General features: G+C 67.0%; 21 protein-coding genes. 13 read left to right on the top strand and 8 right to left on the bottom strand.

Annotated features, from left to right (window positions below):
- Positions 1-57: 57 nt before the first annotated feature.
- From FB468_RS04145 to FB468_RS04120, 6 genes are all read left to right on the top strand, one after another.
- Positions 58-501, top strand: a complete 444-nt coding sequence (locus FB468_RS04145; RefSeq protein ID WP_141886219.1) for a hypothetical protein — start codon at positions 58-60, stop codon at positions 499-501.
- Positions 502-693: 192 nt separating this feature from the next.
- Positions 694-3,975: an InlB B-repeat-containing protein gene (locus FB468_RS04140; RefSeq protein ID WP_141886218.1), complete on the top strand. Its 3,282-nt coding sequence runs from the start codon at positions 694-696 to the stop codon at positions 3,973-3,975.
- Between the two features lie 321 nt (positions 3,976-4,296).
- On the top strand, positions 4,297-5,889 hold the full coding sequence (locus tag FB468_RS04135) for an isocitrate lyase (protein WP_141886217.1): 1,593 nt from the start codon (positions 4,297-4,299) through the stop codon (positions 5,887-5,889).
- A gap of 142 nt (positions 5,890-6,031) precedes the next feature.
- Complete coding sequence (locus tag FB468_RS04130) at positions 6,032-6,907, top strand: PhzF family phenazine biosynthesis protein (RefSeq protein ID WP_211359078.1); 876 nt, start codon at positions 6,032-6,034, stop codon at positions 6,905-6,907.
- 39 nt (positions 6,908-6,946) lie between these two features.
- On the top strand, positions 6,947-7,315 hold the full coding sequence (locus FB468_RS04125; RefSeq protein ID WP_141886216.1) for a hypothetical protein: 369 nt from the start codon (positions 6,947-6,949) through the stop codon (positions 7,313-7,315).
- A gap of 35 nt (positions 7,316-7,350) precedes the next feature.
- Entirely contained in the window at positions 7,351-7,881 is a 531-nt protein-coding gene (locus FB468_RS04120; RefSeq protein ID WP_246055747.1) for a mycothiol transferase, read from the top strand.
- On the opposite strand, the gene FB468_RS04115 is transcribed toward FB468_RS04120, so the two are convergent.
- Positions 7,878-8,354 carry a VOC family protein gene (locus FB468_RS04115; RefSeq protein WP_141886215.1) on the bottom strand — a complete coding sequence of 159 codons (477 nt, stop codon included), beginning with the start codon at positions 8,352-8,354 and terminating at the stop codon, positions 7,878-7,880. The two genes, FB468_RS04120 and FB468_RS04115, sit on opposite strands and share 4 nt — an antisense overlap.
- A gap of 56 nt (positions 8,355-8,410) precedes the next feature.
- Here FB468_RS04115 and FB468_RS04110 point away from each other — a divergent pair, with 56 nt between their 5' ends.
- The gene (locus FB468_RS04110; protein WP_141886214.1) at positions 8,411-8,758 is read left to right on the top strand and encodes a hypothetical protein; all 348 of its coding nucleotides are present in this window, start codon (positions 8,411-8,413) and stop codon (positions 8,756-8,758) included.
- A gap of 47 nt (positions 8,759-8,805) precedes the next feature.
- On the opposite strand, the gene FB468_RS04105 is transcribed toward FB468_RS04110, so the two are convergent.
- Positions 8,806-9,558, bottom strand: a complete 753-nt coding sequence (locus FB468_RS04105) for a DNA methyltransferase (RefSeq protein WP_141886213.1) — start codon at positions 9,556-9,558, stop codon at positions 8,806-8,808.
- Between the two features lie 91 nt (positions 9,559-9,649).
- On the opposite strand from FB468_RS04105, the gene FB468_RS04100 reads away from it, so the two are divergent.
- Positions 9,650-10,306 (top strand): GyrI-like domain-containing protein, encoded by a 657-nt coding sequence (locus FB468_RS04100; protein WP_141886212.1) that lies wholly within the window; start codon positions 9,650-9,652, stop codon positions 10,304-10,306.
- On the opposite strand, the gene FB468_RS04095 is transcribed toward FB468_RS04100, so the two are convergent.
- On the bottom strand, positions 10,303-11,562 hold the full coding sequence (locus tag FB468_RS04095) for an MFS transporter (protein ID WP_246055746.1): 1,260 nt from the start codon (positions 11,560-11,562) through the stop codon (positions 10,303-10,305). The two genes, FB468_RS04100 and FB468_RS04095, sit on opposite strands and share 4 nt — an antisense overlap.
- On the bottom strand, positions 11,559-12,140 hold the full coding sequence (locus FB468_RS04090) for an ArsR/SmtB family transcription factor (RefSeq protein WP_170219618.1): 582 nt from the start codon (positions 12,138-12,140) through the stop codon (positions 11,559-11,561). The genes FB468_RS04095 and FB468_RS04090 overlap by 4 nt, the downstream gene beginning before the upstream one ends.
- Positions 12,141-12,241: 101 nt before the next feature.
- On the opposite strand from FB468_RS04090, the gene FB468_RS04085 reads away from it, so the two are divergent.
- Positions 12,242-12,733: a MepB family protein gene (locus FB468_RS04085; RefSeq protein WP_246055745.1), complete on the top strand. Its 492-nt coding sequence runs from the start codon at positions 12,242-12,244 to the stop codon at positions 12,731-12,733.
- 171 nt (positions 12,734-12,904) lie between these two features.
- Here FB468_RS04085 and FB468_RS04080 read toward each other — a convergent pair whose 3' ends face one another.
- From FB468_RS04080 to FB468_RS04070, 3 genes are read right to left on the bottom strand one after another with little or no spacing between them, the layout of a single operon-like run.
- Positions 12,905-13,372: a GNAT family acetyltransferase gene (locus FB468_RS04080; protein WP_141886210.1), complete on the bottom strand. Its 468-nt coding sequence runs from the start codon at positions 13,370-13,372 to the stop codon at positions 12,905-12,907.
- A 9-nt stretch (positions 13,373-13,381) separates the two neighbouring features.
- The gene (locus FB468_RS04075; protein ID WP_141886209.1) at positions 13,382-14,098 is read right to left on the bottom strand and encodes an HAD family hydrolase; all 717 of its coding nucleotides are present in this window, start codon (positions 14,096-14,098) and stop codon (positions 13,382-13,384) included.
- A complete protein-coding gene (locus tag FB468_RS04070; RefSeq protein ID WP_141886208.1) occupies positions 14,095-14,862 on the bottom strand; it encodes an alpha/beta fold hydrolase in 768 nt (255 codons plus the stop codon). Before FB468_RS04070 ends, FB468_RS04075 begins: the two co-directional genes overlap by 4 nt.
- 158 nt (positions 14,863-15,020) lie before the next feature.
- Between FB468_RS04070 and FB468_RS04065 the strand changes: the two genes are divergently transcribed.
- From FB468_RS04065 to FB468_RS04055, 3 genes are all read left to right on the top strand, one after another.
- Positions 15,021-15,608 (top strand): OsmC family protein, encoded by a 588-nt coding sequence (locus FB468_RS04065; RefSeq protein WP_141886207.1) that lies wholly within the window; start codon positions 15,021-15,023, stop codon positions 15,606-15,608.
- 93 nt (positions 15,609-15,701) lie between these two features.
- On the top strand, positions 15,702-16,061 hold the full coding sequence (locus FB468_RS04060) for a DUF4260 family protein (protein WP_246055744.1): 360 nt from the start codon (positions 15,702-15,704) through the stop codon (positions 16,059-16,061).
- A 157-nt stretch (positions 16,062-16,218) separates the two neighbouring features.
- A complete protein-coding gene (locus tag FB468_RS04055) occupies positions 16,219-19,998 on the top strand; it encodes an efflux RND transporter permease subunit (protein ID WP_141886205.1) in 3,780 nt (1,259 codons plus the stop codon).
- Positions 19,999-20,059: 61 nt separating this feature from the next.
- Here FB468_RS04055 and FB468_RS04050 read toward each other — a convergent pair whose 3' ends face one another.
- Entirely contained in the window at positions 20,060-22,192 is a 2,133-nt protein-coding gene (locus FB468_RS04050; protein ID WP_170219617.1) for a choice-of-anchor Q domain-containing protein, read from the bottom strand.
- A 407-nt stretch (positions 22,193-22,599) separates the two neighbouring features.
- Between FB468_RS04050 and FB468_RS04045 the strand changes: the two genes are divergently transcribed.
- Complete coding sequence (locus FB468_RS04045) at positions 22,600-26,403, top strand: AAA family ATPase (protein ID WP_141886203.1); 3,804 nt, start codon at positions 22,600-22,602, stop codon at positions 26,401-26,403.
- The last annotated feature ends 10 nt before the right edge of the window (positions 26,404-26,413 follow it).

Below are 26,413 nucleotides of genomic sequence, written 5' to 3'. Positions count from 1 at the left end.
TCTGGCGTCGGCTGGTGTTGCCGCGGCAGCGGCAAGTTCAACCACGATCGAGGGGATATGGGAGGACCACTCTCGGGGTTTGAGGGGTCAAGTGCCCTGCTTGAGGCGTGGGGTGCCCGCTTTGGGGAGCTTTCGAGTTCTGACCAGACCGTCTGGTTCCTCAGCCAGGAGGACTACAACGCGAGTGGCGAACCCTTCGCGTGGGATGAATTTCGGCGCATCAGCATCGAGGCCGCCGTGAGTGAAACAGAGAAGCTCAAGATAGCTGCCTTTTGGCGCGAGCACGTGCCGATCTTACTTGGAGTTGCCGACAACTATTGGTACCTCGCCGTTCGCTCCGACGGCGTGGTCGTGAGCGGGCGAGAACCCGAGTTCGAGGCAACGGATCAGATCGCCCCCGACTTCAGGGCGCTGCTTACGGCGATCGCCGCTCAGGGGAACGCGGCGAATACGCCCGAAACCGTACTCCTGCCGCGCGAACTTACCGCGACGTTTCAGTAGCTCGATGTGGCGCCGGGTCGGTTCTAGAACGGCTCTCCGGGCCGCGGAGAGCCGTTTGTTCGTGTACGTATGATATTCGCGCTGGGGCCGACGATTGGCAGATTGTTCGCTTGGGCTATGTATCTTCCATGCGGTTGAGAGTTTTCTTGAAAACTCATTGACATTCGACAGATAACTCTTAGTGTTGCTGGCATGGAGCTCATCACATCAAGCCCAATAGTTCATGGTGCTGCCAAGTCGCGGTCGCGCGCTATTGGTGCCCTGCTCACTGTCTCCGCGATGCTCTTCGGTACGGCATTGTTGAGCACACCAGCGCACGCAGTTGACACCGTGACGGTTGATACGGTGGACGACCTTCGGGCTGCCTTCAACGACGCGACCACGGATACGACCGTGACGCTGGGGGCAGCCTTCCCCGACGAGCTTCCAACCACAGTCACTCTGTCAAACAGCGCCGACGTGGCGATCGTCGTTGACGGCGCCGGCAAGACGCTGCAGGCCCCGCCCACAGGCCGGCACCTTTCCATGACCGTCGGGGGATCCGGATCTGCAGTGCTCAGCAACCTCTCGCTCGAGCCGCGTTCCGGCGCAACCAATGGCGGGCTGGAGGTCTCCCTGGAAGGAACCGCTCAGGCCGAGGTTTCGGCGTTGACGATTTCAGGGCTTGGGCAACGCGCCTTCGGTATCGGCGGGTCAGGGTCGGGGCATCTCTTGGTGGAGGATGTGACGCTCCAGGGCAACTCGGCCGGCTACGCGTCCGCGCTCGGCTATGGCCGCGGCAATGCAGACGCAACAACGACGATGAACAACATCTCCGTACTCGAGAACAACGGGTTGAGTGGGGGCGGCTACTCCGGCGGCGCCATGCTGATTGGCGCGGGGTCGCGCGGTGCCGTGACGATTCAGAACTCCCTGTTCCGAGATAACTCCTTCGTGGATGGCGGATCACAGCCACGCGGCGGCGCGATTGCAGTACACAACTCACACGTTCAGCTGACGCTTGACAACGACCTGTTCGAAGGCAACAGTACGTATTCGTCCACGAGCCCAGCGAACGCTGACGGTGGGGCGGTCTCAGTGTTTAACCCGAACACGACGGCGACTGGGTCGCTCGTCGTGACGAACAGTACGTTCGCCAGGAATACCGCACAGGACGACGGGGCGGCCATCTTTGTCGAGGGGCAGAACTCGAGCTCAAGCCGGCCATTCACTACCAACCTGACTGTTAAGAACTCGACCTTCGCCGACAACGTTTCGGGTGGTGAGACAAGTGACACGGGCGGCGCGATCCAGGCATCACTTCGCGTAGACGTCAACATTTCGAACAGTACGTTCTTTGGAAACACGAAGGCTTCGGGCCGTGGCGGCGTTGATTTTGGCGTCCACACGACGTTCAACTCCGGCGGCTTCCAGCGCCCCATCGGCGAGCTCTCCAACAACGTGTTCACTCGGTCGAACTCAGTCGCCGGAGTGTTTGGCTCGTCGTTCACTTGCACGGGTGGCGTGAGCTGCAAGGTTCCAACAGGCCAAGAAGATGCGCACGCTACGGGAGTCTTTGGGTCAGTAAACCCATCGGTGGGAGCCAACGGTACAGCGGTCATCGCGGGTGACAGCCGTGCTGGTAGCGAGAGCAAGCCCGTTCCGACGCTCGCAATCGTGCCACCGCTCACCGGCTCGACTCCCACCGCATCACGCATCGTGACCGATGACACCGGGCTCGCGGCGGATCAGCGCGGCGTCGCGTACCGGGCTGCGGGCCCGCAAGATGCGGGCAGCTTCACGATGGACTACGTGAGGTTCGACGCAGCCACGAATGGTGGCTCCTGGAGCGGCCTGACACCCCAGCTGCCCGGTGCACAGGGCACCTTTGTTGGCGACGCCGCAGCGACGAACGGTTGGTTCGAAGTGGCGGCCCCGGGTGCGAGTGTGCCAGCGCCAATCACTGACCCGACGCCGCCAGCCGGCCACACATTCGTTGGCTGGTTCGACAGCGCAACCGGAGGGCAGGCCATCACTGCGCCGATCGCGGCCGCTGCTCAAACTGTGTACGCGCAGTTCCAGCCGAACGACTACGTTGTGACCTTTGACCCCGACAACGGAGAAGCCACATCAACGGAGACAGTTGCGCACGGCGGCACCGCCACCGAGCCAACACCGCCTGTGAAAGACGGCTTTACCTTTACGGGCTGGACACTTGACGGAGCTCCCTACGACTTCGCGACCCAGGTGGAATCCGACCTGACCCTCGTGGCGACCTGGGAAGAAGCTGAAGTACCGAACCACACCGTCACGTTCGACCCCGACAACGGCGAGGCAACGTCGACGGTCACGGTGGCGGACGGGGCCGCAGTTGAGAAGCCCAGCGCTGATCCTGTCAAGGACGGCTTTACCTTCACCGGATGGATGCTCGACGACGCCGCGTACGACTTCACGGCACCCGTCAAGGGCGACCTGCTGCTCGTAGCTGGCTGGGAGGAAGTCGAAGTGCCGCTGCACACCGTCACATTCGATCCCGCGAATGGCAGCGCGACCACGGCGATTCAGGTGGCAGACGGCGACCCGGTTGGCGAACCGGCTGACCCGATTCGCGACGGGTTTACGTTTGAGGGGTGGACCTTGAACGGTTCCCCCTACGCCTTTACGACACCGGTGACAGCCGACATCACGCTCGTCGCGACCTGGGCTGAGATTCCGGTCGTCACCTACACCGTGACATTTGACCCTGACAATGGCGGCGATACGTTTAGTCAGCAGGTCATTGCGGGTGAAACCGCTGCCCGGCCAGGTGCAGACCCGACGCGCGAAGGCTACGTGTTCACCGGGTGGACGCTCAACGGGGCAGCCTACGACTTTGCCACTGCAGTGTCGGCTGACATCACACTCATTGCGGGCTGGGAGCTAGCGCCCGTCGGTGACCACACGGTCACCTTCGATCCGCAAAATGGCGAGACGGCCTTCACTGTGACGGTCCCGCACGGCGGCTCAGCAGCCAAGCCCGCTGACCCCATCCGTGATGGCTACTCCTTCACGGGCTGGACGCTCTCAGGAGCGCCATATGACTTCGCGAGTGCGGTTGTCTCCGACATTACGCTTGTCGCAGGCTGGGAGGCCGAAGCGGTCGTCACCCATACCGTGAGGTTCGACCCGGCGAACGGGGCGAGTGTCACCCAGGTGAAGGTTGCGCACGGCGGAACCGTGGCGCGGCCCGCTGACCCGGTGCGCGAAGGCTTCACGTTCACTGGATGGACGCGCCTGGGGGCTGCGTACGATTTCGCGACGCCCGTCACAGCGGATGTGACGCTCGTCGCCGGTTGGAGCGCAATCGTCGCTCCGCCCGTGCATCCGCCGAAGCCGCCGACAATTGAGAGCACCGGTGGCGATGCGCTACTCCCCGCTGCCCTGGCGGCCGCGCTGCTCCTCGGGCTTGGGGCGGTCGCCGTGGTTCGCGCGCGGAGGCTGACGCTTCGGGGCTAGGTGCAGCTTGTGGGCGCGTGAAACGCGCGCGGTCGGCCCGGTCGAGAGGGGAGCGAAAGCTCGCCAATCGACCGGGCCGTTTCGCTGCCCGCACTCCCGTGCCAGTATCGCCTGCATCACCGGGCACGAAGCGAAGCGCACTCCGGACTATGCGCCGCACGCGCCGAAAATTCTAGCGAGTAGAAATACCCGCTTATTTCACCCCCGGAATGTGCATCTCGGCGGGTTGCGGGGGTGCAGAGTGAGAAGTAGCCCGCAACGATCACCGAGAAGTGATCAGGCAATCACCACAGATCTGGCAATCACTACAAAGGAGTCACGATGACTGCATTCAAAGACGATCTCGAGGCAGTAGAGGCACTCAAGGCTGAGAACGGAACCGGCTGGGCGCAGATCAACCCCGAGTACGTGGCCCGGATGCGTGCTCAGAACCGCTTCAAGACCGGCCTTGAGATTGCGCAGTACACCGCCGACATCATGCGCAAGGACATGGGCGAGTACGACGCAGACTCGTCGGTCTACACCCAGTCGCTCGGCGTCTGGCACGGCTTCATCGGTCAGCAGAAGCTCATCTCGATCAAGAAGCACCTGAAGACCACTAACAAGCGCTACCTGTACCTCTCGGGCTGGATGGTTGCCGCCCTCCGCTCGGAGTTCGGCCCGCTGCCCGACCAGTCGATGCACGAGAAGACCTCGGTGCCGGCCCTCATCGAAGAGCTCTACACCTTCCTGCGTCAGGCCGATGCCCGCGAACTCGACCTGCTCTTCACGCAGCTCGATGATGCGCGGGTCGCCGGCGACGAGACCGCCGTCGAGTTCGTCCAGTCGCAGATCGACAACTTCGAGACCCACGTTGTGCCGATCATCGCCGACATCGACGCAGGCTTCGGTAACCCCGAGGCAACCTACCTGCTCGCGAAGAAGATGATCGAGGCCGGCGCTTGCGCGATCCAGATCGAGAACCAGGTCTCCGATGAGAAGCAGTGCGGCCACCAGGATGGCAAGGTCACCGTGCCGCACGAGGACTTCCTCGCGAAGATCAACGCCGTCCGCTACGCGTTCCTCGAGCTCGGCATCGACAACGGCGTGATCGTCGCCCGCACCGACTCGCTCGGCGCTGGCCTCACGCAGAAGCTGGCCGTCACCAACACCCCGGGCGACCTCGGCGACCAGTACAACTCGTTCCTCGACGTCGAAGAGATCTCGGAAGACCAGCTCGGCAACGGTGACGTTGTTATCAAGCGCGATGGCAAGCTGCTGCGCCCGAAGCGCCTCGCATCGAACCTCTACCAGTTCCGCGCCGGCACGGGCGAAGACCGCTGCGTGCTCGACTGCATCACGTCGCTGCAGAACGGCGCCGACCTGCTCTGGATCGAAACCGAGAAGCCGCACGTTGAGCAGATCGCAGGCATGGTCGACCGCATCCGCGAGGTCATCCCGAACGCGAAGCTCGTCTACAACAACAGCCCGTCGTTCAACTGGACGCTGAACTTCCGCCAGCAGGCCTTCGACCAGCTCGCAGAAGAGGGCAAGGACGTCTCGGTATACGACCGCGACAAGCTCATGGCCGTGGAGTACGACGGCACCGAGCTCGCCACGCTCGCAGACGAGAAGATCCGCACCTTCCAGAAGGACGGCTCGGCACGCGCCGGCATCTTCCACCACCTCATCACCCTCCCGACCTACCACACAGCGGCGCTGTCGACCGACAACCTCGCGAAGGGCTACTTCGGCGACGAGGGCATGCTCACCTACGTTCGCGACGTGCAGCGTGAGGAAATCCGCCAGGGCATCGCGACGGTGAAGCACCAGAACATGGCCGGCAGCGACATCGGTGACAACCACAAGGAATACTTTGCAGGTGACGCAGCGCTGAAGGCGGGTGGTAAAGACAACACGATGAACCAGTTCTAACTCGTCTCCCGGGCGCACGCCCGTAAGCGAGAAACGCAAATTTCCAGCAAATGGGGTTCGGCTTTGGCCGGACCCCATTTGTGTTGGGCCAGCACCGGAGACAGGGTGCCGCAGCCGGCGATGCGTCGGCTATGCTTCGCACATGACAACGCTCCACGGTGCCATCCCAACGCTCAGGTATAGTGCCTTCCCGACCCCAACGGGCGGCGGCAACCCGGCAGGTGTCGTGCTCGACGCCTCGGCGCTGACCGACGCCGACAGGCTCGGGTTGGCCGCCGAGCTTGGCTACTCTGAGACCGCGTTCCTCGAGCCGCGCGGCGACCGCGAGTACCGGATCCGGTACTTCAGCCCGCAGGCGGAGGTCGACTTCTGCGGCCACGCGACGGTCGCTGCAGCCGTCGCGCTCGCCGATGCTGCGCTTGGGGCGGGGGAGCTGCTGCTCCACACCAACGTCGGGGAGATCCGCGTGAGCGTGGCGCGGGCCGAAGACGGCTTCCGGGCGACCCTCACCACGGTCACGCCGAAGACGGCCGAGCTCGGGTCGGGGCCGCTCACGGAGCTCATCGCGGCACTCGGCTGGGATATCGAAGATTTGGATCCCGATCTGCCGACGGGCCTCGCGTTTGGCGGGCTCTGGCACCCGATCCTCTGGGCGAGAACGCGCGAGCGCCTCGCGACGCTCGACTACGACTTCGCCGCGCTGACCGCACTCATGCTGCGTGAGGGGTGGGGGACCGTGAGCCTGCTCAGCCGCGAGCGCGCAGATCTCATCCACTCGCGCAACGCGTTTCCGATCGGCGGGGTCGTCGAGGACCCGGCGACCGGGGCCGCGGCCGCCGCGCTCGGTGGGTTCCTCCGCGCGAATGGGTTGCTGCCGGAGACCGGGGAGTTTCGTGTGCTGCAGGGCGAAGACATGGGGCAGCCCTGTCTGCTCGAGGTGGACGCCAGCGGTGACGGCGGAGTCAAGGTGAGTGGCACCGCCGTGCGCATCAGTGCTGTGCCCCCATCAGTGCTGTGACGCCCAGCAGCAACGACGAGGTTGACGGGAGCTGAATCAGTGGCCGCCATCATATTCACGGTCGTTATCGTGGCACTCGGGGTCTTCCAGATTGCGGCGGCGGCCGGCGCCCCCGTTGGCGCGTACTGCTGGGGTGGGCAGCACCGGGGTCGACTCCCCGTGAGGCTCAGGGTCGGCTCAGCTGCCTCCCTGCTGCTGTACGCCGCGTTCGAGCTCGTCATCCTGAGCAGAGCCGGCATCATCGACCTGGTGCCTGAGCCAGCGGCAACCATTGGAACATGGGTGATCTTCGGGTACAGCGTGCTCGGCATCGTCATGAACGGCATCTCGCGCTCGAAGCGTGAGCGCTTCGTTATGACGCCGGTCGTGCTTGCGCTCGCCGTGCTCTCGCTCATCGTTGCGCTGTAGGGCTAAGTGCCAGTGCCGCGGCGTATCGTTGACGCATGAACGCACCCGCACCCACAACCGCAATGCTCACAGACCTCGCCCGCCGGCCCGTGGCGGCCGCCGAGATGCTTCGCGAGCAACTCACCTCCGTGGTACTCAACGCGCACCCGCATCACGACAACTCGATTGCCTGGCTGCTGTGGCATGCCGCGCGCGAGATCGACGTCCAGCTCGCAGCACTCACTGCCCTTGAGCCCGTCTGGTCCGCCGCCGGGTTCGACGTTCGCTTCGCGCTCGGCACCGTTCCCGATGACCTCGGGTACGGCCACACCCCTGAGCAGGCGCGCGCGATTGTCGTTGACGACCCCGGCCTCCTGCTCGAACACCTCGCCGCGGTCGTCGACGCCCAGGTCGCATTCATCGAGACCCTCGCCGAGGCCGACCTGTCTCGCGTGGTGGACGAGCGGTGGGACCCGCCCGTCACGCTCGGCGTACGCCTCGTGAGCATCTCGGCAGACGCGCTTGAACACGTGGCGCAGGCCGCCTATGTCCTTGGGATCGGGGAACGGGGTTTTGAAGGGAGCTAGCCTCCCGAGCCGCTTGGGTCTTTCACGCGCTCGGTGAGTGCGACGATGATGCCCTCCGGCCCCCGCACATACGCCATCCGCCAGGCGCCCTCGTACTCGCCGACGCCGCCGATGAGGCCGTAGCCGTCTGCGGCCAGCGCGGCGAGCTTCGCGTCCAGGCCCTCAATCTCAAACGCGAGACTGCGGAGCCCGACCTCGTTCGCCATTGGCGCGTGGGTACCAGTTGTGTGGGCCGGTCGCACGAAACTCGACACCTCGATCGCCGTCGCGCCGCCCCCGCTCGGGGAACCCGGGAGCGACAGCATGACGATCTCGGAACGGGAACCGGGGATTCCGGTCACGGCATCGATGAACTCGCCCTCAACGAACGTGCGGCCTTCGACCTCGAAGCCAAAGGATTCGAAGAACGAGACCGCCGGTTCGAGGTGCTCAACAGTAATGCCAACGTGGTCAAAGCGGATGCCCTGGTGCATGGGGGTAGCCTGCACCTTCCTCGCGCAGTCGTCAAGGTGGTTGCCATACTAGCCGTATGCACGGACGACTCCTGACCACCGCGGCGCTCGCCCTCGCGACAGCCGCGGCAAGCCTGACGCTCGCGGGCTGCGCCTCCGCTCAAACCGGCACGGCGACAATCGAGCTGCGACAGCTTCCCGAAGACCTCGCGGGCGAACAGGTTCAGGTGCGGGTCAGCGTCGACGGAGAGGCCTTTGAGGCACTCGAGCTCGGCGAGGGCACCACGATGGCGTTTGAGGGCGTGCCCTTCGGGGAGGTCGAGATCGAGGCGGGTAAGGTGTGCTCCGTTGCCGGGTCGATCGACGAGCCGAACCCGACGATCCGGCTCATCGTCGAAGGGGCCAACTGCACCCTGGCCGACTAGGCGGCTGACGCGGTGATCAGCGCGAAAGCGATATGTGTAATCGTCTGCTACTGGCGCTGAAACACGAGGAGGGCATCGGCGACGAGATCGTGCGGGTACACGTTCCACGCGATCTCCGTGACCCCGACGCGGGTGAAGTGCCTGTCGAGCACCTTGCCGCAGTCCACAATGAGGTGCGTCGTGTGGCCGTGGTGCAAGATGTCGGCGACGTTCCACACCACGAAGCCTCCGGGCCTCACCAGGCGGGCACACTGCGCGGCGACGAGGCCGAGCTCGGCGAGGTAGCGCGCGTAGTCGCCGGTATCGTGCTCGTAGGCGGTGAGAGGATCGGCCGGGTGGTTGTTCGCGGTCATGTATGGCGGCGAGGTGAGGATGAGGTCAACGGACCCCGCGTCGACGGTCGGCGTCGCGGTCCGCGCGAGGCGGAGGAGTTCGCGCGCGTCACCCTCGATGACCTGCGCGGAGGGCACGAGCCGCCGCACAAGCTCGACGCGCTCGGGAAGGAGCTCGACGCCGAACGTGCGTCGCCCAAGCGCGGCCGCGCGGGCGAGCGTCGTGCCGAATCCGGCGAATGGGTCGGCCACGAGCGCGCCGGGAGCGGACAGAGCTGAGACCACGCAGTCGACGACGGCGGCGACCATGTGCACGTCCTCGTCAGCGCCAGCCGCGCGGGAGGCCTCGAAGGCCGCGAGTGTCGTCGCGATCGGACGAGCGAGCTCGGTGGGCAGTGCGGTGGACAGCTTGGCGGGCGGCGCGGAGGAAAGCGGGGCGGCGCCGGGTGCTGCAGGCTGGGTGCTCATCGGTAGCAGTGTACCGCCGGCCCAGTGCCGGCCCAGGCCAGTCCGGGCCGCGCCGCGTGTAGGCTGGCGCCACCCGAATGAAGGAGCCCGCGTGTCAGACAAGATCGATTTCAAGAAGACGCTCGACAGCTTCCGGGCGAAGCGAGGCGAGTTCCGCCTCGCCCAGGTGCCTGAGACGACGTACCTCATGATTGACGGCCAGGGCGACCCCAACGAGGGCGGCGAGTACGCCCGCGCGCTTGAGGCGCTGTATCCGGTCGCGTACAAGCTGAAGTTTGCGAGCAAGCGTGAGCTGGGCCGTGACTACGTTGTCCCACCGCTTGAAGGGCTCTGGTGGGCCGACGATATGGACTCTTTCACGGTGTCGCGCGACAAGTCGGTATGGCGCTGGACGATGATGATCATGGTTCCGGAGTGGATCGACCACGCCATGTTCGACACCGTTGTGCGCGGTCTCGGCGGGAAGAATGCCCCCGAGATGCTCGAACGTGTCCGCTTTGCGACGCTCGCTGAAGGGCTCTGCGTGCAAACCTTGCACGTTGGTTCGTTCGACGACGAGGCCCCGGTGCTCGAAGAGCTGCATGAGCGGTTTATTCCGTCCGCGGGGCTCGCGATGCGCGGCACCCATCATGAGGTGTACTTCAGCGACCCGCGGAAGACCGCCCCGGAGCGGATGCGCACGCTCCTGCGGCAACCCGTCGAGCGAGTTGGGCCGGGCGATTCGGCGGCGCGTGCCGCGGATAGCTAACCCCGGCCTCGTTCCATAAGCTTCCACTGCCCGCCGGCGAGGGGAGTGAGCGTCGCTGCGACGTAGACCACCCCAATCGCGAGAAACATCCAGCGCACCCCGATGAGCTCGGCCCCGACGCCGCCAAGGAGGCTGCCGACCGGCATTCCGGCCCACGCACCCGCTGTCACAAGCCCGAGCACGCGGCCCCTGAGCTGGGGAGGGATGCGCTCGAACTGCGCCGCGCCGAGAATCGGGTTGATTGCCCCCGCGGCGAGCCCGCTGACGGTGGCGGCCGCGACCATGCCCGGCACCCCGGCCCCCAGCGCTGGCGCGAAAGAGAATGCGCCCGCAACCGCGAAGCACAGCGCGAACGGGATCCTTCGCGGGAGCCGGTGCGCGACGTATCCGAACGCGACGGTACCGAGGAGGGCGGCGGCGCCGAACACCCCGACGACCACCCCGAGGGCGGTCGGGCCGCCGAGCTGCTCCGCCGCGTAGAGCGGCATCAGCGTCCCCGAGCGCGCCGCGTCGAGCGCGTTGGTGAGGAGCACGAGGGCGACGATGCGCGCGAGCAAGGGATCCCGAACCGTGAACCGCATTCCCTCCGCGAGGTCGCGCCAGTAGCCGAGCGATGGCTCGCGTTCGACCGCGCCCGCGGGCAGACGCACGAGGCCCGCCGTGATCGCGGCCGAGAGCGCAAAGGCCGCCGCGGTGGCGAACAGGGCGGGGTGTGGCCCAATGGCTGCGACCAGGGCGCCCGCGAGGGGCGCACCGAGCAGCGCCGACAGCCGGCTCGTGCCGTCGAGAAAGCCGATGGACCGCTCGATGGGAAGCCCCGCCCGCTGTGAGAGCGGCGGCAGCAGCACCCGCCGCGCGGTCTCGCCCGGAGCGTCGAACACCCCACCGAGGAAGACGAGCGCGAGCAGCGCCCCGTAGGGGAGCGCATCGGCACGCGCGAGGAGAGGGATCAGGGCGAGCGTCGCCCCGCTGATGAGGTCTGCGATGACCGACGCCCGTACGTGTCCGATGCGGTCGATGACCACGCCGCCGAACGTACCACCGATGACGACGGGCGCCGTCGTGGCGGCCGCGGCGAGCCCCACCTGCAGCGCAGACCCGCCCGTGGCGAGCACCGCGAACGGGATCGCGAAGACAGTGACGACATTTCCCGTTCGCGAGAGCGCGTGGCTGACGAGCAGGGCGCGGAGGGAGCGCATCGCTGCGGGGCGGCCCGGCTGGTCGGGGCTCTTGGCGGCGTCGGAACGCCTACTCATGGCTGCCGGTAGCCCTGCACGAGGAAGAAGACGTCTGCCGCGTCGGGGCTCACGTCGGGTTGGGCGATGTTCTCGCGGCTCACCGACAGCCAGCGCTCCTGGAGTGCTTCAAGTTCTGAGCCGAGCTGCCCGAGCTGCCCGGGGGTGAGCCGCAGGCTCCGGTCTGTCAGAAAGCCAGCTTCGAGCCAGATTCGGTCGAGTTCGCCAGCTCCGTCGATGTAGGCGGCGAGGCGCTGCGCGTAGGCCTGCCCGAGCGCTCGGTACATGTCTTGCTGGGCCGCGAGGCGTTCGGGGTCGGCCGCGAACTCCGCCGTGTTCCACACCGTCTCTGCGTGTGTGGCGCGCCACCACCGCTCGCGCGCGTCGGTGCCCGCGTCGGTCGCCTCCTCGATGAGGTCGGCGCTTGCCAACTTTCGCAGGTGGTAGCTCAGGGAGCCAGGCGCCTCATCGACGTGTCGTGCGAGGAGGGCGGCAGTCTGGGGACCGTGCTCCCGCAGCAGGGCGAGCAGCTTCAGTCGTGTCGGGTGGGCGAGCACGCGCATGTGGGCAGCGCGGTGGAGGTTTGCTTGATCGGCCATGAAACGAGAATATCGCACAAGAACTATTGCGCAAGATTTATTGTGCATCTTGTGGCGTTGTGGCGTCGGGCCTGTAGGCGGCGCCGGGGTAGGCTTCTCGGGTGTCATTTCCAACGTTTCACCGGTTGTCTCCGCGCCTGGTCGGCCTCGGCGAGGTGCTCGGCGGTCCGACACCAGAGGAACAGGGTGGCGAGTACGAGTCTGGAACCGTGCTGCTGAGAGTGGGTGAGGCCGAGGAACGCTGGCGGATCCGCACCGCCCGCATCACCCCCACGAAGCCAGGCGCGTTCGTCGCCGTCTGGGAGCGGGGCGCTGACGGGAAGACCCAGCCGTTTGCCGCCGACGATGGGACAGCGGGGCTGCTCGTCTTTGTCGCCGAGCCAGGAGCAACCGCTGAGTCCGGAACACTCGCCCGGTCGGGGGTGTTTCGGTTTACCGCAGAGATGCTGATGGACCTCGGAATCACGCAGCACGCGGGCTGCGCAGGCAAGCGCGGATTCCGTCTGTACCCGAGCTGGTGCGACGGACTCAACGCGCAGGCAGCCCGAACCCAACGAGCGCAGGCGCCAGCCTTCACGCTCCTCGACGGATAGCGGGGCAGCCGGTTAGTCGCAAAGCGTCCCCGAGCCCTCAACCCTTCCGTATGCGATCGGTCCGAGACATCATGCTTCGGGGCAGTCTCGGCATCAGCAACGTCGATCGCAGCCGGAGTGAGCGCGCCGAGCGGGAAAGCCCCGAGAAACCCCGAGAAACCCCCCGCATGGCTACGCGGCCGGGGAGTCCTCGATGAGCCGCCTGCCGAGCACGAGCACCTCGTTCACCCCGTACCCGAGGGCCTCGTAGAACCCGGTGGCCTGGGTGTTGTCAGTGCGCACCATGAGTTGCGCCTTGGGGCAGCCCAGCGACTCAAGGCGTCGCTCAACCTCAGCGACGAGGGCGCGCCCGATTCCTGCTCCTCTGGCCTCGGGCGCGGTCGCGAGGTAGTACATCCAGCCGCGGTGGCCGTCGTACCCCGCCATCACCGTCCCGAGGAGTTGGGGCTTTGTGCGGGGCGCAGCCTGATCTGCCACGGCCGCGAAAAACAGCTCGGGCTGCGCGGCGAGGCTGCGGGCGATGTCAGACCGCGGGTCGTTCCAGGGGCGCGTCAGCCCACACGTCTCCCAGAGCGCCACCGCCTGCTCCGTGTCTGCCTCGGTGAACTGCCTAATCGTGTGCGAGAGCGTGGCTGCCATCCTGTGAACCTATCCGACGCCCAGTAGCGAGGCAACCTCGGCGAGCCCCACCGCAGCGCGGTCGCGTCGGGGGAAGCCCACGTAGATGGCGTCCATGCCGAGGGCGCGCGGCCCGGCCACATCGGCCTCCCAGGTGTCGCCGACGAAGACCGTGGCGTCGACTGAGCCCGCGGTGCGTTCAAGGGCGATCCGGTAGATCTCGGGGTGTGGTTTGCGCCAGCCCAATTCCACAGAGGTGATGACATCCGTGAAGAAGTGCTCGATCTTAAACCTGCGGAGCATGCGCGGCACCAGGCGTGGATCGTGCGCGTTACTCACGACCGCGAGCGTGTGCAGAGGGGCGAGCGCCGCGAGGCATGCTTCGGCGCCGGAGGCGAGAGTGATCCCTGAGGTCCAGGCCTCGAGGTAGTCGTCGACGAGGCATTCGAGCTCAGCGTCGGGTGCGGCGATGCCTGCGAGCTCGCTGAAGCGTTCAGCGATCTCGCGCATCGAGCACTCTCGCCCCGTACTCGCCGCCTGCCCGTCGACTTCCAGCCACGCCCGCTCCCACAATCGACTCGCGGCGGGCGCATCGATCGGGGCACCGGCGCGCACGGCGAACTCGTGCGGCGCGTTGCGGGAGGCGGGGTGGACGGAAGGGTCATAGTCCACGAGCGTGCCGAAGAAATCGAAGAAGACGTGCGTCTTGGGGCGTGCCGTCGCTCGCGGGCTTGGCGCGGCCGTCACTCGGATACCTCGCGTTGAGGCCGCTCAGGATCCTCATCCGACAGCAGCGCGCGCAGCTCGGCCGCGATGAGCTCGGGCCGCGTGAAGGGCGCGTCGTGGCCCGCGCGCTCCGCGACAACGAGGGTGCTGTGGGGGAGCGCAGCGTGCGTGAGTTCGGCGGACGCGCGCATGAGCCCCCGCTCCTTTGTTCCAACGACGACGGTCGCGGGCCCCGCGAACGCCGCCCACCCGTCGGGGAGCGTGAACGAGATGTTCTCCTTGACGCTCGCGAGGAGCGTCGCCTCCGACACCCTGGCGCTGTCTGTGATGTACCGCCCGAGGAGCGTCGCGGGCACGCCGAGCTGACGGGCCTGCAGCTTCGCGAACCACTCGCGTTTCGCGAGCGGCGCGGAAGCTCTGAGCAGCGCGAGCGTCGCGGCCTGCGCGGGAGCGGGCGTGGTCTCGGCGCTCACGACGAGTGCGGCCCGAACGAGCTCCGGATGCTCGGACGCAAGCCGAAGGGCGAGCTGCCCACCGAGCGAGAAGCCGACGACGGTCACTCCGCGGGGTGCACGGTCACGAATCAGGTCGGCGAGCCGGGCGAGCGTTTCGTCGTGGGAAACGTAGTCGACGGAGCCGCTCGAGCCGTGGCCGGGCAGATCAGGGACGATCGCCCGCAGGCCGCCGGCGAGCACGTCGAGCACGGGCCGCCACATCCAGCCCGCGACGCCGCCGCCATGCAGGAAGAGAACATCGGATCCCGATCCCGAAATCATAGTGTTCATGTTTCCGAATCATAACAGGGCCGCGGGGTGACACCGGGGTGCCCGGCGCCGGGACAGGCGCGCCCGTCGCCGCGCCAACATGACGCCGTGTGACGCCCCGTTTCACCGTGTTTCGGCGGCGGATGCGGGCTGCTTTTCGGCTCTGTACCGTAGCCGACATGACTTCTCTCGCACTCGCCACAGACCGCCCCCAGTCCACCACGATCCCCAGCGTCACCGTTCCCAGCATCACCGCCGCAGACCGCGCGCAGCGACTCGATGACGCGGGCGCCGCTTGGAGTAAGCGCATCGACCAGAACCGCGACTCCTCAAAGCTCACCTACCGGGTCGAGGGCGTTGGCGAGGGTGGGGTTGCTACCCGCGTACGGGCCGGCAAACACGAGTTCGTCATCGACGAGCCGGCCGCGCTCGCTGGCGACGACGTCGCCGCGAGCCCCGTTGACTATGCGCTCGGCGCGCTCGTCGGTTGCCAGGTCGTCGTGTACCGGCTGTATGCGCAGGCGCTCGGGATTCAGGTCGACGACATTCGCGTGCGCGCCGAGGGCGACCTCGACGCCGCCCGCCTCCTCGGGAAGGACGAGACTGTGCGGCCCGGCTTCAGCGGGATCCGCCTTCACGTTGAGCTCACCGGGCCCGAAACGCAGGAGCGCTACGAGCAGCTCCGCGACGCGGTCGACATCAACTGCCCCGTCTACGACCTGTTCGCGAACCCGACGCCCGTCGTCGTGAGCGTCGCGAAGGGGTAGCGGCGACCCGGCCTGGGCACAGCTCAGCTGTGCCCGGGCTTCGAGCGCACCCAATAGCATTGCCTCATGGGTTATTCGCGTGTGGTTTGGGGCATGAGCGCCCTCCTCTGGCTGATCATCACCGTGCTGTGGTGCGTGTGGTTCGGGTGGCCGGCGGTCACCGTCGCCCTGATCTTCGCGATCCTGCCCGACTTCGCGCTGATTGGGGCGTTCGCGAGCCCGGGGCGCCTGAAGCCCGAGCGCGTCGCCTTCTACAACACGATGCACAACGCCCTCATCGCCGTCGGGGTCCTTGCCGTTGGCTTCGCGGTCTTCCTGCTCACCGGGGCGATGGACGGCGGCGTCTGGGCCCTCGGACTCGCTGGGCTTGCGTGGTTCGTGCACATCGCGGTGGATCGCGCCTTTGGATTTGGCAGGCGCGACACTGACGGCAGCATCATCCCCGTCGTGTAGCGTTCGAAAGCGGCGCGGGAGCGAGCGCCGGGAAGCGCGGGGCGCCTGAAAGATCATCCCCTGGGTGGACGGGCGTCGTACCTGGGTACGACGCGGGGAGCGAACGGGAACGCCAAACTGGATCGGTACGTGAGATCGACCCTGCCCGAAAGGCGTTATGACCCCGCTCACCCGTCTCAGTTTGAAGAACCGCTTGATAGTCGGCCTCGTGACCCTCGCGGTCGCGGTGCTCGGCATCATCTCGATGGGAGCGCTCAAACAAGAGCTCATGCCGTCGATGAAGGTGCCGATGGCCTACGTATCGGTCCAGGCTGACGGCCTCGCGCCCGAGGAGCTGGTGAAGGCGGTCACCGAGCCCACTGAGCAGGCGATCAAGTCGATCCCGGGCGTCACGAGCGTCAACTCCGACACCTCGAGCGGCTACGCGAACATCATGGTCGAGTGGCCGTTTGATGAGGACGCCGAGGAGACGGTGCGCACCATTCGCGCAAGCCTGGACGCCCTGAAACCGAGTTTCCCGAGCGGCGCGCAGGCGGAGGTTTTCTCCGGCGGCGCTGACGATATGCCCGCCATGATGCTGAGCGCTGGAACAAGCGGCGACGAAACGACATTCGGCGACGCGCTTGAGCAAAGTGTCGTCCCCGCGCTCCAGGCGCTTCCGGGCGTGCAGAAGGCGACGCTCTCGGGCCGGGAGGCCCAACGGGTCGTCGTTGATCTCCGGCCAGCCGACGTTGCAAAGCTGAAGGTCGAGCCCGCCACGGTCCAGGCCGTGCTGCAGGCGAACGGCGCGAGCCTGCCCGCCGGGCAGATCGACGGCGAAGCGGGATCCATCCCCGTCACGGTTGGCACCGGCATCGGGTCGCTCGACGACATCGCGGCGCTCCCGATCGCGACCGAGGACGGCGTCGTGCGCGTCTCGGACTTCGCGGACGTGCGAACCGAGACGATTCCCGCCGATACGATCTCTCGCGTCAACGGCAAGCCTGCCCTCACGCTTCAAATCATGCCCGCGCGCGGGGCGAACGTCGTGCAGATCTCGCACGCCGTCACCGCCGAGCTCGACCGCCAGGCCCCCGGGCTCAAGGCCGAGTTCGTCACGATCTTCGACCAGGCCCCGTTTATCGAGCAGTCGATCCACGACCTCGCTGTTGAGGGCGGACTCGGCCTCGTCTTCGCGGTGCTCGTGATCCTCGCGTTCCTGGCCTCCTGGCGGTCCACCATCATCGCCGCGGTCTCAATCCCGCTCTCGCTACTGATCACACTGATCGGCCTGCAAATGAGCGACAACACCCTGAACATCCTGACGCTCGGCGCACTCACGATCGCGATCGGCCGCGTCGTTGACGACTCCATCGTCGTCATCGAGAACATCAGCCGACGGCGCGGGACCGGCCCGCTGACCATCGAGGGCGTCGTGGCCTCCGTTCGCCAGGTCGCCGGGGCGATCACCGCGTCGACCCTGACAACAGTTGCCGTGTTCCTCCCGATCGCGTTCGTGTCGGGCATGGCGGGGCAGCTCTTCCGGCCGTTCGCCGTGACCGTCTCGATCGCGCTCATCGCCTCGCTCGTTGTCGCGCTCACCATCGTTCCTGTGCTTGCCTACTGGTTCATGCAGAAGCCCCCGAAGCCGCGCCGTGGCGAAGCGGGCGCCGGCACGGACGGCGAGGCGGGCCTGGCTGGCGAGGCGGGCCTGGCTGGCGAGACGGGCGACGCCGACGCTGATCCTGATCGCGTGCCCTCCGAACTCGATGAGATCCACTCGGCGCCGGACCGGTTGCAGCGGGCATTCATGCCCGCGCTCTCGGCGACCCGTCGTCACCCGGTGATCACGCTCGTGAGCTCGGGCCTGATCCTCGCGCTGACGCTCGGCATGACCGCGTTCCTGAAGACCGACTTCCTCGGTTCATCGGGGCAGGAGAGCCTGCAGCTCACCCAGACCGCGAAGGAGGGGGCGACGGACCTCGTTGCGGAGGCCGAACCCGTCGAGCAGGCGCTCGCGAAGGTTGATGGGGTGCGTGACGTTATGACGTCGATTCCTGTCGGCGGCGAGGGCCAGCCGACCATCTCGTACGACCTGCAACTCGCAGACGGCGCGGACGTCGAGCGCGTGAGCGGGGCCGTCCAGGGCGCCCTCGACAAGCTCACCGACGCCGGCGAGCTGCGACTCCAGACGCAGGACGCGTTCGTCGGCGACGCGGGCGGGGGCGGCGGCATCGCGCTCCAGATCCGCGGCAACGACCCCGTCGCGCTCCGCGAGGCGAGCGAGCTGCTCGAAAAGGAGCTCGCGGAAGCCAAGGGCGTGCAGAGCGTCTACTCCGATATCAAGGGCGAGCAGCCGGTCATGCGGGTGAAGCTCGACGAGGCCAAGGCTGCGCGCCTCGGGTTCGACCGCGCCGCCGTCGCGAAGACGATCAGCGACGCAATGCAGGGCGAAACGATCGGCCGACTCATGCTTGAGGGCGCGGAGCGCGATATCGTGTTGCGCACCCCGGGCACCGAGTACACGGCGGCGACGCTCGGCGATTTGCTCCTTCCGGTGACGCCGCAGCAGACCGCGATCGTGCAGAAGGCCGCGAGCGACGCCCTCCAGGAGAAGGCCGAGGCCGAGGCCGAGGAAGCTCGACTGAAAGCCAACGCAGACCTCACGAACCAGATTTGGGAGGCGGGCAATCAGCGCGCAGAGCTCGTCCAGCAGCTCGGAGAGCTGAACTCCCAGCTCGCGGCGCTCGCTGCCGCGCCGGTGACGCCATACCCGCCCGTTGACCCGAAGGATGCCGGTAAGCAGCAGGCCGCGCAGGAACGCGCGGAGCAGCTGGCCGGCCTGCAAGCGGCAATCGACGGCGCTCAGAGCGGGATCGCGGGCATCGACGAGCAGATCGCTGCGCTGCGTCAGGGCCAGGCAGACGCCGCCCAGGCCCTCGTTGACCAGCAGGCAGCCGAGGCCGAGACGAAAGCGGCGACGGAGGCGAAGGGCGCCCCGATGAAGCTCTCCGAGATCGCTGCGGTCGAGGAAGAAATGACGGCCCCCGTGATCACCCGCGCCGACGGCGAACGCCAGGTCGTGCTCTCGGTGACGCCGAAGACGGGCCAGCTCGACGCCGCCAACACAGCCGTGGACCGGGCGATCGCCACGACCGACCTGCCCGCGGGCGTGAGCTTCGAGCTCGGTGGCGTGAGTGCACAGCAGGACGAGGCATTCGGTCAGCTCGGCGTGGCGATGCTCGCCGCGATCATGCTCGTGCTGCTTGTGATGGTGGCGACGTTCCGCAGTTTCCGCGGACCGCTCGTGCTACTTATCTCGATTCCGTTCGCAGCGACGGGCGCGATCCTCGGCTTGCTCATCACCGGTGTGCCGCTCGGCCTGCCCGCGCTCATCGGCCTGCTGATGCTCATCGGCATCGTCGTCACAAACGCAATCGTGCTCATGGACCTCATCAACAGGCTTCGTGAGAGCGGGGCATCACTCGACGAGGCAGTTGAACACGGCACGAGGCTGCGCCTGCGGCCGATCCTGATGACGGCGGCGGCGACGATCTTCGCGCTCGTTCCCATGGCGCTCGGGCTTACGGGCGGTGGGGTCTTCATCTCACGCCCGCTCGCGATCGTCGTGATCGGTGGCCTCGTGTCGTCGACGCTTCTGACGCTCATCCTCGTGCCAGTGCTCTACACTCTCGTCGAGCGGCGCCGGGAGCGGAAGCTCGAGAAGCGCGCCGCGAAGCGTGCGGCCAAGGCCGCGGGAATGGCTGGCGTTGTCGCTGTCGCGGGCGCGGTCTCTGGCGACACGGCGGCCCTGACCGAGGCTCTTGGGCTGGCGTCTGCTGAGGAGACGAACGCGCCGGCGACGGGCGACGCGGAAGGCGGCCCTGCAGGTGCCTCTGGAGATGCCCCTGATGGTGCCCCTGATGGTGGGCCTCTCGGCGGCTCAAGCCGTGACTAGGTAGCGTTAGGGCCGCCCCTCCCCACAGTGGGAAAGGGCGGCCCTAACGTTTCTGCCGTTCCTACGCTGCCGTGCCCCGGCGGCGGCGCAGCAAGAGGAATGCTCCGCCTGCCGCTGCCAGGAGGGCGCCGATCACAGCGATGCCCGCGAACGCGTTGCTACCTGAGTCGGCAAGCGGGTCCTTCGTGCCGGTCTTGCCCGGTTCTGGCTTGGGCTTGGGGTCGGGCTTCGGCGGGGTCACCGTGCCACCGTCTTCGTCACGGATGATGGTGCCGGTGGCGGTGACGCGGTCTCCGAGGGTCGTGTTTGTTCCGGGGTCGGAGAGCGTGACGGTGAAGGTGACGTTGCCCTCGCCGACGTGGCCGGGGCTGGTGTGAACGGTGACGGTTTTCGGGCTGGTGTCGCCGTCTTCCCAGGTGAGGGTTTCCTCGATGCCGGTGTAGTCAGTTCCCGCGGTCGCGGTGCCGTCGTGGGTGGTGACCTTGACGGTGGCTTCGCCGGTCCAGGGGTTCTCGGTCGCGTTTGCGCGGGTCACGTCGAAGGTGATCGTGTCGCCTGCGTTGCCGGTCTGGTCGTCACCGATCTCAATGGTTGCGGGCTGGGTTTCGACCTCGACAGCTCCGATGTCTGGCCCCGCGCCTTGCGGGCGGGCAAGCCCACGCTGGTCGGTGGGGGAGCCTCCGGGGCCCGCCGCGTCGATAAGTTTCGACCCTGTTCCCGGCACCATGACAGGGGTGAGCCCGAGCGAAGCATCAAGCGCCCCGAGCGCGAAGTCTGCTGTCGTACCAACGAGGCGTCCTTCACCGGCGGGAACAAGCGATGGCGCGGTGGTGTAGGCCATGTGGCTCTCGGAGAAAGCCGGGACGACGTCCTCGCCAGCAGCCTTAGCGGCAACCCCGGCCCGCATCGGAGCATCATCAAATTCCAGCGGATCACGGGTGCCGGTGCTCAGCACAGAATTGGTGAACTCGAACGACGCGTTTTCCTCGACCGAGTCTCGGTACGAGATGCCGTTCCCCACGAGGGTGATGTGATCGAACACATGACGCCCGTCAACCTCGTCAAAATGGATGTTGGGCACGCTCGAATCCGCAGCTGACTGGAAGGTCGAGTCGCTGACACGCAGCGCAGTAACTCCTGGAAAGTCGTCGAGGGACTCGCTCTGGATCTGGATGTCGCTTGCAAGTCCGTTGTAACCAGGGGAACTGATGAGCGCAACGTTATCGTCGAAAGTGGAGCGCTCGATCGAGACCATGGTGGCCTCGGCTGAAGTTTCGTTCGAAAAGCTGAGTCCCCCGATACCCACAGCGCCAACGAGCCCTCCGGCATTGTTCTCGAAGAGAGTGTCCCTAATCGTTAGGAACGGTCCGGGAATCGGGGGTAGCCCCTCTTCTTCCTCAAGCGAATCGGCACTGACCCAGCTCAGCTGGAGTGCTCCGGCGCGCTCATCGTCGGACGTCTCACGGTTGTTGATGAACCGCGAGTTCTCGACGAGCATCGTCGAACGGAGGTCGGAGCTGCTATCGAGATCCGCATAGACATTAAACGCGGTGACCTCGTTGTCGCGGAACTCGGTATTGATGATTCGGATGTCGCCCGCGATGCCCTCGTTCTCGAGCGTGATCGCGCCGTCGCCGTAGCCGTGGCCGCTCGTGCGGTTCCCGGTGACAAAGCTGTCTTTGATCTCAAACAGGGGGAAGGGCCAGGTGTCGCCGACGAGCAGGCCGTAGTCGGCGAAGCCTTGGAGTGTCACATTATGGAGCCCGACTGAGCACACCTCACTTCGGAAGTAGAGCCCGAGCGGGTCGGCTGCATCAGAGGCCCCTGAGAGCACGATGTTGCTAGCGAAGAAAGGGAACTCCTCGTCCGCGTTGTAGTCCAAGAAAAGTGCGGCGTCGTCAGAGACGTTCGTGATCTCGGATGCGGCATTCTCGCCGCGCAGGACGATAGCGCCGTTTACTTCGATATCCCCGGTGCTTCGCACAACGAGGTCTGCCGCGACGACGACCTCGTCGATGCCGGGGTGCTCGTTTGCCTGGGCGAAGGCCCACCGGAGGCTGCCATCGTCCTCGGAGTCGTCGTCTTTGGTGACGAGGTACGACTTTGACGAGGCCTCGAGAGCGAGCGGAAAGCTCACTCCCGCGCAGGGGCTGTCGAGCATTCGCGAGGCCGGCGGTGGCTGTGTGTCGGGCACTTCAGACTCCGCCATGGCCGGCGCGGCCCCGACGGACGTGACAACGATGGCGGCGGCAACAATCGACCCCAGCCGAGCTTTTAAGCGCAAAGAATCCCCCTCGATTTATCACTGTCGAAACATAGATTTTTGACAGCTCCTCAGGGTCAGACTAGTTCGTCGGAAGAGCGGGCACCAGCCCTCCCCGGGCGTGAACGGTCACTGACGCGGCGGGTTAGGCGAGGTGCGTGGTGACCAGGTCCAGCGCGCCCGCCCCAGTTTTCGGCGCGGGAGAGGGGCTCTCTCCGCGCCCACCCGGTAGTGTTTGGGCATACTCTGCGCAAGTCACTGCGCAAGTTACTGCGTACGCTGGCGCGTCAGCCGACGCACCGAAGCAAGCGAGGCACCTGAGACGGGAAGGACACGGCGTGCACCTGAAGAGCCTGACCCTTCGCGGATTCAAGTCCTTTGCGCAGCCGACGACCTTTCAGTTCGAGCCCGGTGTCACGGCGATCGTCGGCCCGAACGGGTCGGGAAAGTCAAACGTTGTTGACGCGCTCGCCTGGGTGATGGGCGAGCAGGGGGCGAAGACGCTCCGCGGCGGCAAGATGGAAGACGTCATCTTCGCAGGCACCTCAACGCGTGGGCCGCTCGGCAGGGCCGAGGTGCGCCTCACGATCGACAACAGCGACGGCGCACTCCCCATCGAGTACACGGAAGTGACGATCAGCAGGATCCTCTTCCGCAATGGCTCGAGCGAGTACGCCATCAACGGCGAGTCGTGCAGGCTGCTCGACGTGCAGGAGCTCTTGAGCGACTCGGGGCTCGGCCGCGAGATGCACGTCATCGTCGGTCAGGGGCAGCTCGACACCGTGTTGCGCGCGACGCCCGAGGACCGCCGCGGGTTCATCGAGGAGGCCGCGGGCATTCTCAAGCACCGCCGCCGGAAGGAGCGTACGCTCCGCAAGCTCGACGCGATGGAGACGAATCTCACCCGGTTGAATGACCTCGCGGGCGAGATCCGGCGCCAGCTCAAGCCCCTCGGGCGCCAGGCGGAGGTGGCGCGGCAGGCACAGACCATCGCCGCCGAGGTGCGCGACGCGAAGGCGCGCCTGCTCGCTGACGACGTCACCCGACTGCGGGCGGAACTCGCGAGCCTCGCGAGAGACGAGTCGGAGCGCCACTCCGAGCGGATCGTCCTCCAGGAGCAGGTCGAGCAGAAGCAGCTCAGGATCGCGCGCCTCGAGCAAGAGCAGCAGGGCGACGAGCTTGACGCGGCGCGGCGCGTCACGTTCGCGCTTGAGAGCGCGCAGTCGAAGCTTCGCGGCCTGTTCGCGCAGGCGCAGCAGCGCCTGACGTTCCTCGCGACGCAGTCTGAGGCGCCGGAGCAGGTCGCGCTCACGAGCCGCGCGAGCGTCGACGAAGCGCGGGAGGAAGCCCACGAGCTCGCGGCGCGCATTCCCGAACATGAGGATCAGTGGCGCGCCGCCGAGCAGGCCACGAGGCGGTCGCAGCAGGCGCTCGACGGGATCGACGAACAAATCCAAGCTCAGGCAGAGCTCGTATCGCGACACGACCTCGAACTCTCCGACCTCAGGGGACGCCTCGACTCCGCGGAGCAGAAGCGGGCGACGATCGCCGCCGAGCTCGAGCGGCGCACGCAGGCACTCGCGCAGGCCGAGGCCAGGGCAGCCGACGCCGAGGCGGAGCTCTCGGCCTTCGAGTCCGAGAGCGCCGATGCCGCGCTTCCCGAGGGCGGCCTCGACGGGGCGTACCGGCAAGCGCAGGAGCGGGAGACCGAGGCCGAGCGGCTCGTCGACGAACTGCGGTCCGCGCTGCACGCGCTCGAACAGGAGTCAGCCGGGCTTGAAGCCAGGGCGAGCGCACTCGCGCGATCCCTCGACCAGCGCGACGCCTCGGGCGCCCTGTTGGCGGAACAGCCCGACGGGATCCTCGGCCGCGTCGCGGATCACGTGCGCGTGCGAGAGGGCTACGAGGCCGCGGTGGGCGCGGCCCTCGGGGTGTTCGGTGACGCGCTGCTCGTCGAGAGTGTTGACGTCGCGGGCGGCGCGGTCGCGGGCGCACGCGAGCGTGACCTCGGCCGGTTACGCGCGGTGATTGCGGGCGCCGCGAACCATCGGCTCGATACGACGAACACCGCGCCAGCCCCTGAGGGCCTTGTTGCGGTCTCGGAGATCCTGCTCGAGGCTCCCGCGGGGGTCCGCGGGCTGCTCGCCCGGAGCTACGTCGCAGAGAGTATTGACGCCGCGGTCAGCGGCGCCGCGAAGCTTGCGGCGGCGCTGCCAGCGAGCGGCTTCACGATCGTTACGGCCGACGGTGACGTGCTCACCGAGCACACGCTGGCGGGCGGCTCGGGGCAGGCGCCGTCGCGCATCGAGCTCACGGCCGATCTCGGTGAAGCGCGGAGCAGGCTCGCCCAGATCGCGGCAGAGATCGAGGCCGCCGCGGCCGAGCTCGCCGACCAGCGCGAGCGCGCGACGAGGCTGAAGGCGGAGAGCAAGGCGGCGTACGCCGAGCTCCGCGAGGCCGATGCCCGCCTCGCGGAGCACGCCAGGCGCAGGCAGCAGCTCGTCGTCCGGGCCGAGGCGACCAGGTCGGAGGCGGAGCGAGCAGCGACGGCGCTCGCCGGGGTCTCAGGATCGGGTGACGAGGCTGCGCAGCAGGTCGACGCGGCGACGCAGGCTCTCGAGGCCGCGGCGGCGAAGCCCCGCCCGATCCTCGACGCGAGCCAGCGCGATGGGCTGGTCGCCGAGGTGGATCGCGCGCGCGCGTCCGAGATCGAGGCGCGGCTCGCGTTCGAGACCGCCAAGGAGCGGGCCCGCGCCGCCGAGGAGCGCAGCGTCGCGCTCGCGCACCAGTTCGCCGCGGAGCGTACCGCCGCGGAAGAGGCTGCTCGCCGGGCCGTGCTTCGCAGCAGGCAGGTCGCCCGCGCTGAACACGTCGCTGAAACGCTTCCCGGGATCCTTGACGCGTGCGATCGCTCCCTCAGCGAGGCCCGCATCGAGCAGCAGGCCGCCGAGCAGGAGCGCGCGCGCAACAGCCAGGAGCTTACGCTGCTGCGCTCGGAGGAAGCCGAGGGGCGGAGCAAACTCCAGTCGATCACCGAGCTTGTCCACGGGGCGGAGCTCAAGAGCTACGAGCGCAAGCTGCAGCTGTCATCGCTGCTGGAACGCGCGGGGAACGAGCTCGGCCTGGTCGAGGAGATATTGGTCGCCGAGTATGGGCCCGAGGTCGGGATCCCGACAGGTGAGGATCTCGGCTCGCCGCAGGGCGCGGCGCCCGCGGATGGCGGTGCTGCTGCTGGTGTTGGTGGTGGCGGTGCTGCTGCTGGCGCAGACGTCGACTCTGGCGCCGCACGCGAGCTCACGCTCGAGGAGCAGCTCGCCATGGAACTCGGGCTTGCTGAGGAGCCCGCGGGAGCCTCGGAAAGCGGCGAGGGAGACCTTCCGGGTGCTGGTGGTGGCGCTGGTGCTGGTGCTGGTGCTGGTGCTGGTGCTGGTGCTGAGGTTGCCGCTGCCGCTGCTTCGCCCCCTGCGCGGCCCACGATCCCATACGTGCGCGCTGAACAAGAGAAGCGCCTTGCGAAGGCGGAGCGTCGACTTTCCGAGCTTGGGCGGATCAACCCGCTCGCGCTGGAGGAATTCGCGGCGCTTGAGCAGCGGCACAAGTTCCTTGTCGATCAGCTCGCGGACCTCACGAAAACCCGCGCAGACCTGCGGCAGATCATCGAGGAGCTCGACGAGCACATGCAGGGCATCTTCGCTGCGGCCTTCGAGGATACGCGGGCGGCGTTTGCTGAGGTGTTCCCGATCCTCTTCCCAGGCGGCGCCGGCGAGATCTCGCTCACGAACCCTGACGACCTGCTTTCCACGGGCATTGACATCGCAGTTCGCCCCGCGGGCAAGAAGGTGGAGCGCCTCTCGCTGCTATCTGGTGGGGAGCGTTCGCTCGCGGCAGTGGCGCTACTCGTCGCCATCTTCCAGGCGCGGCCCAGCCCGTTTTACATCATGGACGAGGTCGAGGCGGCGCTCGATGACGCGAACCTCGGGCGGCTGCTGCAGGTGTTCGAACGGCTCAGGGCGACCTCACAGCTCATCGTCATCACCCACCAGAAGCGCACCATGGAGATTGCCGACGCGCTCTACGGCGTCTCAATGCGCCGCGATGGGATTTCCGCGGTCGTGGGGCAGCGGCTCGGCGAAGAGTCTTAGAGGCCGAGCC

The sequence above is a fragment of the Leucobacter komagatae genome (assembly GCF_006716085.1).
GTDB lineage: Bacteria > Actinomycetota > Actinomycetes > Actinomycetales > Microbacteriaceae > Leucobacter > Leucobacter komagatae.
This window is presented reverse-complemented; position numbering and strand designations above follow the sequence as displayed.